Here is an 11,989-nt window from a genome sequence, read left to right as displayed (position 1 = left end):
ATGGCAAGACCATCGTTTCTGCTAGTGATGACAAAACCGTGAAACTCTGGGATGCGGCAACAGCTAAAGAAATCACCACCTTTAAAGGGCATAGCTATAGGGTCAATAGCGTAGCATTTAGCCCCGATGGCAAGACCATCGTTTCTGCTAGTGATGACAAAACCGTGAAACTCTGGGATGCGGCAACAGCTAAAGAAATCACCACCTTTAAAGGGCATAGCGATGCGGTCAGGGGCGTAGCATTTAGCACCAATAGCAAGACCATCGCTTCTGCTAGTTTTGACAAAACCGTGAAAGTCTGGGATGCGGTGACAGCTAAAGAAATCACCTCCTTCAAAGGGCATAGCGATGCGGTCATTGGCGTCGCATTTAGCCCCGATGGCAAGACCATCGCTTCTGCTAGTTTTGACAAAACCGTGAAAGTCTGGGATGCGGTGACAGCTAAAGAAATCACCTCCTTCAAAGGGCATAGCGATGTGGTCTATAGCGTAGCATTTAGCCCCGATGGCAAGACCATCGCTTCTGTTAGTGATGACAAAACCGTGAAAGTCTGGGATGCGGTGACAGCTAAAGAAATCACCTCCTTCAAAGGGCATAGCGATGCGGTCATTGGCGTCGCATTTAGCCCCGATGGCAAGACCATCGCTTCTGCTAGTTTTGACAAAACCGTGAAAGTCTGGGCTTACTTAAATAACTTAGAGGATTTAATCGGTTACAGTTGCGCTAGGCTACATCTTTATTTACAATCAAATCCCAATGTGAGCGATAAGCACCTCTGCAATGGCATTGGTACTAAGAGCAATTAGATAGAATGTTCCCTTCGACTTACTTCGACTACGCTCAGTACAAGTCGCTCAGGGAACGTTTTGCTCAGGGAACGTTTTGCTTAAGGTAATCAATTACTGGTACTGCGATGGCTACGCCCGCCGCAGGCATCGCACTTTTGGTATTTCGGAGCGATCGCTTACAAAAGTCAAACAATGTACTGATGAAAACAGGCGATCGCTTCACTGGTATTTGCTGACCTAAAGTTGACTCCTATTCAAGTTTTACAAGGATGCTGAAAATTTAGCAGGAGAGTGTTCCCTTCGACTTCGCTCAGGGAACACTTTGCTCAGGGAACACTTTACTTAGAAAACACTTTACTTAGAAAACACTTTTTTAATAGAAAGCGATCGCGCAAATCAATTTATGGCTTATATGTACATTCTTGAATGTGCTGATGGTAGTTACTACACGGGTAGTACAACGGATCTTGAGCGGCGGCTGTGGCAACATCAACAAGGTGAGGGTGCAAAGCACACGGCAAAACGGTTGCCTGTGAAGCTAGTTTTTTGTGAGTATTATCAGTGCGTAGTAGATGCTTTTGAGCGTGAGAAACAAGTGCAAGGTTGGAGTCGAAAAAAGAAGCAAGCTCTAATTTCAGGGGATACAAATTTGTTGCATAAGTTAGCCGAATGTCAAAATGAAACTCATTACAGTAGGCTGGCTAGCTTCGACCACAAAAACACTCCCGCTCCCTGAGCGAAGTCGAAAGCTCCCTGAGCGACTTGTACTGAGCGTAGTCGAAGTAAGTCGAAGGGAGCGACTTGTAATGAGCTTGTCCTGAGCGTAGCCGAAGGGAGCGATTGATCTTGTAACAACTTCCGCTTTGCTTGCAGCAACTTCTGCTTTAACGTTTCCGTGTTTCGCGCAAGCTGTAGCAACTTCCGCTTTGCTTGCAGCAACTTCTGCTTTAACGTTTCCGTGTTTCGCGCAAGCTGTAGCAACTTCTGCTTTAACGTTTCCGCGTTTTGTGCAAACTGTAGCAACTTCTGCTTTAACGTTTCCGCGTTTTGTGCAAACTGTAGCAACTTCCGCTTTAACGTTTCCGTATTTCGCGCAAGCTGTAGCAACTTCCGCTTTGATGTTAAACCAATTCGTAATTGGTAATTCAGAATTCGTAATTACAAATTGGTATAAAGCAAATAAATTTTAGAATTTTTTAGAAAAATCAACAATTCCACGTATGACAACCTTTTCAACAATTGTCCACTATAGAGTTATGAGAAATTGAGAAAATGAGTATTAATTATGGGAAGGCGAAAACGCAATTCACGTACTCTTGGCAAAGCCGAACTACGTCTAGCAAGCGTTAAATCTATTAGTCAAACTCTTGATGTCGGAGAGGGGTTAACAGTCAAAGATTATAATGAAAAAATCGAAAGAGTGCGGCAATCTCTAGAAGCATACAATACCACCCTCTCTACTATCGATGTCTTGCTAACCCAGCTCGTCGAAAATGAACAGGATTTAGCAGACTATTCTGAGAAAATTTTGCGTGGTATTGCTTATAAATATGGTAATAATAGCCATGAGTATCAGATGGCTGGAGGTACTCGTAAAAGCGATCGCAAGCGTGCTGTGCGTCAAAACGTGGTTTTGTCGAAATAATACTATTTTGGATTCAGAATTGCTGTCTGCGTTTAAGTTTGCCAATCCATCTGGGTTTTGTCTGGGAAGCGATGTCTACGACGGGTGGTTCCTGAGCGCAGCCGTTGGCGTAGCCTCTCGTAGAGAAGGGCTGCGCCTACGCATCCCTCGCAGACTCAAGCTGTTGCGATCGCCTATGCAATATCTTGAGGTGTAGCGTCTGTTACTAACATCGTTATTTTTTGGTCAGGTTGGGGAATTCTATAAATACGGTTTAGTAATTGCCCAGCGCTCGATGTGGGCTGCTCTGAACCGTGTTGTAACGATATCTGGAGTTTTGAGGATCGGCTGATGGATAAATCAATTATTCAGTTGGTTGACGAGTTACCGACTGACAATATTACTGTCAAAGTTTTAAAGGCTCTTGATTATGTAGCACCAGGTGAATGGAGCAATTTGACGGGGTTTGACAATAATATCCGCGTCATTACTGGAGAAACGGATGCTAAGGTAATTCAGAAAATCCGCGATCGCGCTGCTAGTTTATACATAGATCCTCAAAAAGGCTACCAGTTTGCCATCAAACTTTATCAAACAATTGATAAGGCAGACACAGCGATGGCAGCGGCGGCTTTAGCAAATAAAGTTAGTGAAAAAATCGGCTTTCTCTCTTTTTTAGGCAACATTACTCCTAAAGCCGATGTCACTCAATCCATTGATTTGGTATTGAAAATTGCTGTCGAAATCATCGCCTTTTGCAAACTAAACGGTATTCCTCAACCTAATCCCCAAGAGTTTGCTAATTCCCTAACTAACAACTATCAAAATGCATCCCTAATGCGGATGGTAGGTTTAGTTTGTCTAGATGGAATTCTGCCCTTGGGCCCTGACTTTCTCAGCAAAATTCACGGAGTTATTAGTGGTACTGATTCTAGTGCAATAACTCAAAATCCGGTTTTCTTAGCCGTTAATAACTTTCTTCCAGGCAGTAATCCTTCTGATAAAGTTGGTTTTATCAGTCAGGGTTTCAACTCCGTGCAAGGCTGGATGAATAATTTAGTATCCAAAACAGGCATAACGCCGCAATCAATTTCTAGTAATTTGGGTAATTTTATTCAGATTGCTGATGATAATTTAGATTTGGTTGCAGCATTCTTAGATCAAACTACCAATTACTACGAGCATACAGGAATTCAAACTGTCGCTCGCAGTTTGATTTTACAAGCATACACTCTAGTAAAAGAGGAAATCAAACAAGAGGAACAAAAGCCGATTCAAGATGTCTCATCTGCCGTTAAATCAGAGAAATCAGATAAGACTCAGTATGAAGTAAGCAAAACAGTAGAAGTCTGGGATAGTGATGACGAGGATTGGTATCAGGGAACTATTGAGAAAATCCAAGATGACCAGTTCTTTGTTCATTACCTTGGTTACGGTTCATCTTATGACGAGTGGGTAGGCGAAGATGACATTCGCACTCGCGATCTTCGCTCCACTGATGAAAATGGATATGCAGTAGGTCAAAAGGTAAAATGTTGGGATGATGACCAAGAGGCTTGGTATTCCGCAACAATTCAGCAAATCCAAGGTCAGCAATACTATCTTCACTACGTTGGTTATGACTCATCTTATGACGAGTGGGTTGATAGCGATGAGATTTCCTAACTGTTGAGTTAGCACGGGGTTCGTCTTGTTCCCAGCCTCTAGGCTGGGAATGTGTTTAAAAGAGGCTCTGCCTCTTGTCAAGCTACTGGAGGCAGAGCCTTCCAGAATGGGTTCCCAGTCTAGAGACTGGGAACCAGTCAGAAATCTTGTTTTTCACGAATGAATTCAGGATTGCTCTAGTACTTTTAAAGATTCATAATTGACATCTTGTTAATCAATTACGAATTACAAATTATCTTGATACTTGCGCTACGATATCCCCTATTGCTTTCGTGCAATGTACGTGAGGAGTAGTAGAGATGAAACAGATGATAGAAGAATTAAATATACACGGTACAGAAAATCTGGTGGCGATCGCTAACCAATTCGCCCAACTGGGAAAGGTTACAGGCGTTAAAGCATTTGGTAGCGGTAATATCAATGACACTTTTTTAGCAACTCAAGATTCCTCAAAGGAACAACATTTTGTTCTGCAACGCATTAACACACAGGTGTTTCGTCAGCCACAACTGATTATGCAGAATATGCGTACCTTAACTGAACACGTTCAAAAAAGGTTGCAGGATACACCCCTGAATCGTCGCTGGGAAGTGCCACGCGTACTGTTGACCGAAAACGCTCAAGACCACTGGAAGGATGCAGATGGCTCATTTTGGCGGGCAATCAGCTTTATTGAAGGCTCCCAGTCCTTTGATAGTATGCGCGATCGCTCATACGCGAAAGAAATCGGTTATGCCTTGGGGATGTTCCACAATCTAATCAGCGATTTGCCAGCAGAAAAACTTGCTGACACCCTCGAAGGCTTCCATATTACACCGTTTTATCTCCAGCATTACGAGGAAGTTTTGGCGAAAACTAGTGCGCGTCAATCTTCGGAAGTTAATTATTGCTTACAGTTTGTTAGCGTTCGCCAAGCCTTTGCACATATCTTAGAAAATGCTAAAGCTGAAGGCAAGCTACCCCTACGTCTGATGCACGGCGATCCCAAAATAAATAACGTGATGTTTGATATTGTTACCCAGCAAGCCGTCAGCGTCATCGACCTGGACACCGTGAAACCCGGTCTGGTACATTACGATATTGGTGATTGCCTGCGATCGGGTTGCAATCCGGCTGGCGAAGAAACCGAGAATTGGGAAAGTATTTATTTCGATACCGATTTGTGTCAGGAAATCCTCCAGGGTTATCTCGCTGTGGCTAAGGCATTTCTGACCGAAAATGATTATGCATACATATATGATGCCATTCGTCTAATTACTTTTGAACTAGGACTAAGATTTTTTGCTGATTATTTAGCAGGAAATGTCTACTTCAAAGTTAAGCACCCAGAACATAACTTGGCAAGAGCAATCGTCCAGTTTAAGCTGACTGAAAGTATTGAATCTCAAGAAACGCAGATTCGCAAAATTATCCAAGATATGAAATGAATAACCAGACATTTTCTCTGCAACCTTTCCCTTCTACCGAGTCCTTTCCTCATTTGAAAATTACAGGCAATATTTCTCGAAATTCTAATCAACTTGCCATTAACTACAACCTTGGAGGCGATTTAAAAGAAATTGCAATTGTTCCACTATCAAATGCACCATTACGCAAGCATGAATTGTGGGAAGACACTTGCTTTGAATTTTTCCTTGGCATCAAAGATTCTGCACAGTATTGGGAATTTAATCTCTCTCCTACCGGACACTGGAATGTCTATCACTTTGATGGCTATCGTCAAGGGATGCAAGAAGAAACAGCTTTTGAAAAGCTACCGTTTAGCGTTCAGAATCAAGTTGACAGTTTAGCACTTGTGTTGGATGTCGATTTGGATAAAATCGTCTTGGCAAATCAAGGCATTGAAATTGGCATTACTACAGTTATCAAACATAGAGATGGCGAGATTACTTACTGGGCGTTAACTCATCAAGGCGTAGAAGCTGATTTTCATCTGCGAGACAGTTTTATAGTTGAGTTGTAAAGACTAATATTCAGAAATTTACCGTGAGTAGCTGACTCAAGATGTCATTCTGAAACATTGCGGGTATTATTACGTATCAAGTAACATCTAGAGAAAAAGCTAATGGCAAGACAGCCTATTGTTCTGAATGGCAAAGAGTTCAAATTTCAGAAGAATGCCAAAGAATACTTTAAGCAAATGCTTGAAAGGTATCGTAATGGTCAAACGGTTGATACTGATGATCGTGAAATGCTTCTCGCCCTTATTGAGCGTCATCCTGAAGCTGACAAAAAGATTGGATGTGGTGTAAAACGTTTCTATAAAGATAGAACCGATATGCCTACAAGTTGTTTCTGGATAGAGCGTGAAGATGGTAGTAAGACTGACTTCTCCTACCTAACAGCTATAGCTGCAAGAGGAAAGTCGTTATATCAAGAATTCTTTGAGGCTTGTCGAAATGCAGTTCAGGACGACCTCAAGAAGATTAAGGAACAATTTTTTGAGAAATCTGCTGATGAGACTGGTAAAGTCAAATGTGATATTACAGGCGAAAAAGTTGCTATCTACGAAAGCCATCTCGATCACAAAAAGCCTTTAACATTCCAAGTTATTGTAAATACGTTTCTTGCGGCTAATGAAGTTGAGATTAAACCCGAAATGCTTTCTATGTCTCAGGATGCTCAATTCCAAACTACCTTTTTAGATAGTGAACTTAAAGATAAATTCAAGCGCTATCACTATCAAATGGCTGATCTAAGAATAATAAAAGCTGAACTAAATCTTAGTCTTGGAGGTTCTGAGAAAATTTTAAAGTCTAAGAACCCAGTTATTATTCCAAAAGAATTATTTGATGATTGAGTCTCTTAGATCAAACCTTAAAAAAATGATTTCATAACTCTTTGTTATGAATCAAATTGTACTTACGGCAGATCCACTGCAAAGAGTAAAGGCAATTTTAAGAATTATATCTGTTTATAATTGCCTCTTGAATATTTTCAAAGTACGAGCGCACTAGAAAGCAGAAAAATTAAGTTAAATATCTCTGTATTGAGATATTTACATATTGACACCTTCATGCTTATTGTTTTATCAGATGAACAATCATTTAGTATTCATGTTATTTTAGGATAATAAATAAACTAATTTACTTCTTTCGTTTGATAGAGTTAATTAAAAGATAAGTAAGATATATAAATAAAAGTCAATTATCAAATATTAGCCTTATGCAAAAAAAATATAGCAATCTTCAGGCTATAAAATCTAGTAAAACAAAACAATTGCAACTGATTTACAAACAAAATCAACCAAAAGATAGATTGATTTCACCGAAGTTTTCCCAAGCCTTAGCTGCAATTACTGAAGAAATTGTCTCTGACCAAGATCGGGTTCTGCTGGCAGGAGTGCAGACAGAAGATGTATCTGTCCAATTGTTTGAGGATGCGGTTTTTGGGAGGGCTAAATGAACTCACAATATAACTTTCAATACTTTCAAGGGAGTTCTCTTTCCGATCTGTTTGCTCAGGATATCACAGATGCATCTTATGGGTTTATCCTAAATTACCCTGCAACTGCCAGTTGGGCTGCTTATCCCAACCTGGAAAAATATTTTATTCAAGATGGCAGTAGTGAAGCCACCAAAACCTCCTTTGACAAGATTTGCCAAAAGGAACCTTGGAAAATTTTAGCTGTATTAGGCGATCGCATTCCAGGAATTATGATTAATCCGCCGCCAAAGTCGCTGCTTGCATACTGGCAAGAGCATTTTGGCTTCAGCTACTCTCATAGGTCTCTGATGGATCGCTTAACTTATCTGGACGATCTCAGCCACAGCGAACGCTTTGACAAACTCATCACTCTATTTCCCTTCGATCGTCTAAAACCTGAAAAACACGCTATTGATTCAGACACTCATTACCGTTTACTCAGCAAAGTAACCCTAGCCGAACTGGGGGTGCAATGTCCAAAATACGAGAGTTACAATTTGCACACCTGTAGTCTAGAAGACATTCATTTACCACAATTTCCCTACTTAATTAAAACGTCCCACGGACTCTCAGGGGAAGGCACTTATATCATCAAAAGCCTCAGCGATCTGAACTACTGCCTCGAAGAAATCAAGAAATACTTAGATATTAAGTTGCTCGATAGGATTATTGTCTCGGAGTTCGTCAAGAATGAAGTGCAGAATTACTGCGTACAGTTCTATGTCAACAAAACGGGAGAGATAACCCTCATCGGCACTACCAGCCAACTCGTCACTCCCGAAGGTAACTATTTAGGCGGACTGATTGACTACCGTAACACTGACATGAGCAAATTCTTTGAGATGATTGCTGCCATTGGTAAGTATGCTTACAAACAGGGTTATTTCGGCGTAATTGGGTTTGATGTGCTGGAAAATCGAGACGGACAATTTTATGCAATCGATGCCAATTTCCGAGTCAATGGATCGACTCCGTTGTGCTTGCAGCGTCACACCCTACTGGGACTGGGAAAGGAAGTTGCTAAATATTCTAGTAGCTACCGCATGGAAGGAACATTAGATTCAATTTTAGTCACCTTAAAACCAGAACTAGATCGCAAGGACTTAATCGTTCTGTCGGCTTTAGAGAGGGTCAAATACGGAAAAATCTACACCGAAATTTATGCGATCGTGACTGGAGAAACTATTCAGGAAATGCAGCATATCGAGCAGAAATTACAGAACAAGGGACTACAATGGCTCCCTTAAACAGATTTAATCAGATAAAGTTGCAGCATTGCCACACACTCTAGCATTGATTTGGGTGCAACCCATCGCCCTGAAACTTAAGGAAGCGGGAGGTTCAATTAAATCTGCTTTCGCATCTGTCTTGAGGAGTGAATCAGACTAAAAAGCTATTTGTAAAAAAAGTAAATATCATCAGGAGATTGTGTCATTTGAAAGTTGAGTCTGAGAGTTTGTTTTAAAAGTGTTTGGCTGTGTTTAATCACATTTTTACCCCCCTTAATTCCTCCTTGGAAAGGCTATGGCGTACACACAAGTCGAATTACCCCCCTTAATCCCCCGATGTATTGGGGGGAAACCGAAAAATCTAGTTCCCTCCCCTTTGGAAGGGGAGGGTTAGGGTGGGGTAAACAAATATTTCATACACTACTACAGACTTTTCAAACATCCTCTGAAAGTAAGTAAAAGGCGACAGATGAGATTTTGTGAGATTTGTTGACTAAGTTTCTGATGTTTATTAGTCGAAAGTCTTAAAAGTCTAGAAAATGCTTACATCTACTTCCTGTGGCGCTTTCAGATTCCCCAATAGACAGAGAAATGCAACTGTAATAATAATTAACATATATGTAGAGGAGAGTTATTAAGAAATATTTTTAATAACAACTGATACTAACAAAGCGACTGAATTACCTATTGAAGCTAAAGTCTCTAACGCTGTCGAAGCCAATTCCCAATTTATTTTAAAAAGTAACCTTATGCAATTAAAGCCAATCAATCAGCAAGTCGTTTCGGTCGTTGGAGCTTCTAGCGGTATCGGACGTGTCACAGCTCTTGAGTTTGCTAGACGCGGCGCAAAAGTCGTAGTCTCGGCTCGGAGTGAGTCGAAGCTAAAATCTTTAGTGGAGGAGATTCGCGGCTTTGGCGGTGAGGCAACTTTTTATGTAGCTGATGTGGAAGTATTTGAGCAAGTTAAAGCGATCGCAGATAAAACTGTGGAAGTGTACGGGCGACTCGATACATGGGTACATGTCTCTGCTATCGGCATCTTTGCCACTTTCGACAACACAACACCAGAAGAGTTTAAGCATATCATTGATGTCGATCTCATGGGACAAGTGTATGGTGCAATGGCAGCCCTACCCCATCTGAAGCGTGAGGGACGGGGGGCACTAATTCATGTCTCTTCAATGGAAGGTAGGCGATCGCTCCCCTACCAAAGTGCTTACTCGGCAGCCAAGCACGGGGTTGAGGGCTTTATCGAAGCCATGCGCCTGGAGTTGCAACATGAAAAATGGCCCATCAGCGTCACGAGTGTGAAACCAGCGGTGATTAATACTCCCTTTTGGAATAATGGTCTGACGAAATTAGGTGTAAAGCCTTCCGGGATACCACCTTACTACGATCCTAAACTTGTAGCTGATGCTATTCTCTACGTAGCCGAACATCCAACTCGTGACTTCTTGGTTGGGGATGTAGCTAAAATATTAGATGTGGTACAGCGCGTCTCACCATCATTAGTAGATTCACTGTTACTGCTCGTCGGCTTCGATTTACTACGTTCTTCTGAGGCGAAGTCTGAAGATGCACCAAATAATTTTTACCAATCTGTTCCTGAAGACGACAGAGTTAAGGGTGATTTTAGTAACTTAGTTATACCTAGCGTTTCCGACTGGCTAGATAAAAATCCGCTTCTTCAGTGGGGTGCGATCGCTGGTACATTAGCATTAGCATTTCTAGCAGGTCAGGCATTCAACAAGGAAGGATAAGGCGATTGATTAATTGAGTAAATCTCAGCAGTCAAATTTTCCGATGCAGGAGCATTCCAGCCAATGACAGACTATCAACGCACCTTACCGCCTCTGTGGATAGGTTCGGCGATCGCTTTCTATGCTTTTATTGCCATTGGCATTGCTGAAGCAGGATTAGGAGTTCTTCTGCCCTCGATTCTGTCTACCTATAACCTGACTCCAGCAACCGTCACCCTGCTGTTTCTCAGTCAAATTAGCGGCTACATTCTGGCAGCATTCACCAGCAGTCTGGTGAGTAGTCGGCTGGGGTTAGCGCGAATGCTGTTGATTGCTGCGGGTGCGCTGACGATGGCGTTGACAATCTATGCCATCTCACCCTCCTGGTTTCTCATGGTTGCGGCTGGATCGGCGTTGGGATTGGGCATTGGGTTGATTGATGCAGGCATCAACACTTACATTGTGCAAGATTCCCGCAGTGCGAATTTGATTGGTTTGCTCCATGCTTTCTATGGTATTGGCGCTCTTTCAGGCCCGGCGATCGCTACTACTTTGTTAGCAGTTGGCATGAACTGGCGACAAGTTTATGGGGTATTAGCCGGGATTGTCAGCCTATTAATTGTGAGCGTACTGGGCGTAATCATCTTCAACTACACACCAATGACAGTACGGGTATTGCCATCAAAGACAACTGCCTTAGAAAATCTGGGCAGAGCGCTGCAAACTCCGATAGTATTGCTAACTGGGCTACTTTTGCTGGTTTATGTTGGCACAGAAGCCTGCATTGGTAACTGGGCATACACTGTGCAGTCTGTCGCTCGTCACACTCCCACGCTGATTGCGGGTTACAGCGTTAGTGCTTACTGGGTGGGATTAACATTGGGGCGTTTCATCTTAGGTTATTTCTTGCAATCGCTTGGGGCAGTCCGCACAATCAGTATGTCGCTCAGTCTTGTAATCATTGGATTGCTTGCTTGGTGGCAACTGCCAGATCAATGGATTAGCTTACCGTTGATTGGCTTTGGGTTGGCAGCCATCTTTCCTGCTACCATTTGGTTAATCCCTCAACGATTACCAGACCCCCATGTTCCTGCGGCTGTTAGCATTGCCACTAGTGCTGCCAGTTTGGGGGCAGCGATCGTACCCACTGGAGCCGGCTGGGTTGCAAGTTGGACAACTTTAGAAATCATTCCAATGTTGATGCTGCCATTGGCGCTGTTAATGGTGGGCTTACATTGCTGGCTGGTACAACATTCGCTAACTGACTTTTCTCGTTAAGTCTCAAAAAACTTACCCATATTTGTTACCCAAAGTATCTAAGAGGATGTTTGAAAAGTTTTTCGCTGTGATTTTAGGCACTTTTAGATCCCCCCTAACCCCCCTTAAAAAGGGCAGGGTGGTTTCATACAAAGAAAGAAAAAATTCTATCGAGTTGGTTGGAGAGTGCGCGTTGTGCTTGAGGAATAGTTCGGAAACCGAGTTTGCGTGCGATCGTAATAAAAAAGTTGTGTAAGATAG

The 11,989-nt window shown here is 42.2% G+C and carries 13 protein-coding genes; all 13 read left to right on the top strand.

Going from position 1 to position 11,989, the window contains the following annotated elements:
* Window positions 1-806 (top strand): WD40 repeat domain-containing protein (locus V7K53_RS31700; protein ID WP_335201451.1); only part of this gene is annotated, 806 nt, incomplete at its 5' end.
* A gap of 385 nt (window positions 807-1,191) precedes the next feature.
* The gene (locus V7K53_RS31695) at window positions 1,192-1,524 is read left to right on the top strand and encodes a GIY-YIG nuclease family protein (protein WP_335201450.1); all 333 of its coding nucleotides are present in this window, start codon (window positions 1,192-1,194) and stop codon (window positions 1,522-1,524) included.
* A 127-nt stretch (window positions 1,525-1,651) separates the two neighbouring features.
* Window positions 1,652-1,978, top strand: coding sequence for a hypothetical protein (locus tag V7K53_RS31690; protein ID WP_335201448.1), 327 nt, complete (start codon window positions 1,652-1,654; stop codon window positions 1,976-1,978).
* A 95-nt stretch (window positions 1,979-2,073) separates the two neighbouring features.
* Window positions 2,074-2,433, top strand: coding sequence for a hypothetical protein (locus tag V7K53_RS31685; protein ID WP_335201447.1), 360 nt, complete (start codon window positions 2,074-2,076; stop codon window positions 2,431-2,433).
* A gap of 7 nt (window positions 2,434-2,440) precedes the next feature.
* Window positions 2,441-2,629, top strand: a complete 189-nt coding sequence (locus V7K53_RS31680) for a hypothetical protein (RefSeq protein WP_335201446.1) — start codon at window positions 2,441-2,443, stop codon at window positions 2,627-2,629.
* Window positions 2,630-2,763: 134 nt separating this feature from the next.
* Window positions 2,764-4,077: a Tudor-knot domain-containing protein gene (locus V7K53_RS31675; protein ID WP_335201445.1), complete on the top strand. Its 1,314-nt coding sequence runs from the start codon at window positions 2,764-2,766 to the stop codon at window positions 4,075-4,077.
* Between the two features lie 308 nt (window positions 4,078-4,385).
* Entirely contained in the window at window positions 4,386-5,504 is a 1,119-nt protein-coding gene (locus V7K53_RS31670; RefSeq protein ID WP_335201452.1) for a phosphotransferase enzyme family protein, read from the top strand.
* On the top strand, window positions 5,501-6,040 hold the full coding sequence (locus V7K53_RS31665) for a DOMON-like domain-containing protein (RefSeq protein ID WP_335201444.1): 540 nt from the start codon (window positions 5,501-5,503) through the stop codon (window positions 6,038-6,040). The genes V7K53_RS31670 and V7K53_RS31665 overlap by 4 nt, the downstream gene beginning before the upstream one ends.
* A gap of 102 nt (window positions 6,041-6,142) precedes the next feature.
* Window positions 6,143-6,877, top strand: coding sequence for a DCL family protein (locus tag V7K53_RS31660; RefSeq protein ID WP_335201443.1), 735 nt, complete (start codon window positions 6,143-6,145; stop codon window positions 6,875-6,877).
* Window positions 6,878-7,242: 365 nt separating this feature from the next.
* A complete protein-coding gene (locus V7K53_RS31655; protein ID WP_335201441.1) occupies window positions 7,243-7,482 on the top strand; it encodes a hypothetical protein in 240 nt (79 codons plus the stop codon).
* Window positions 7,479-8,750, top strand: a complete 1,272-nt coding sequence (locus V7K53_RS31650; RefSeq protein ID WP_335201440.1) for a carbamoylphosphate synthase large subunit — start codon at window positions 7,479-7,481, stop codon at window positions 8,748-8,750. The genes V7K53_RS31655 and V7K53_RS31650 overlap by 4 nt, the downstream gene beginning before the upstream one ends.
* Window positions 8,751-9,481: 731 nt before the next feature.
* The gene (locus V7K53_RS31645) at window positions 9,482-10,492 is read left to right on the top strand and encodes an SDR family oxidoreductase (RefSeq protein WP_335201438.1); all 1,011 of its coding nucleotides are present in this window, start codon (window positions 9,482-9,484) and stop codon (window positions 10,490-10,492) included.
* 63 nt (window positions 10,493-10,555) lie between these two features.
* On the top strand, window positions 10,556-11,749 hold the full coding sequence (locus V7K53_RS31640) for an MFS transporter (RefSeq protein ID WP_335201437.1): 1,194 nt from the start codon (window positions 10,556-10,558) through the stop codon (window positions 11,747-11,749).
* The last annotated feature ends 240 nt before the right edge of the window (window positions 11,750-11,989 follow it).

Source organism: Nostoc sp. (genome assembly GCF_036917355.1).
Taxonomy (GTDB): Bacteria; Cyanobacteriota; Cyanobacteriia; order Cyanobacteriales; family Nostocaceae; genus Nostoc.
Note: the sequence above shows the minus strand (reverse complement) of the source record. Positions and strands in the feature narration are given on the sequence as shown.